The following is a 261-nucleotide window of genomic DNA, read 5'->3' on the forward strand; positions in this document are numbered from 1 at the left end:
CTGGACGCTACCCATCCAGACGCTATTGTTGCTCAGTGGATTCACGTTCATCCCTGCGGTACTGCTGATGATGACTGGCTTTACGCGTATCGTTATCGTGCTGGGATTGATGCGCAACGCGCTAGGTACGCCGACCGCACCGCCAAATCAGGTATTAGTGGGACTGGCCCTGTTTTTGACCTTTTTTGTGATGTCGCCAGTGCTCAACCAGATCTATGAACAGGCATGGCAGCCGTTGCAGGCCAATAAAATCACCATGGA

The 261-nt window shown here is 52.5% G+C and carries 1 pseudogene; it reads left to right on the plus strand.

Annotated elements, in window-relative coordinates:
- Positions 1-261 (plus strand): annotated as a pseudogene (fliP, locus tag B4920_RS26765) (flagellar biosynthetic protein FliP); the annotation flags it as partial.

It is taken from the genome of Zoogloea sp. LCSB751 (assembly GCF_002028455.1).
In the GTDB taxonomy this organism is placed as follows: domain Bacteria; phylum Pseudomonadota; class Gammaproteobacteria; order Burkholderiales; family Rhodocyclaceae; genus Zoogloea.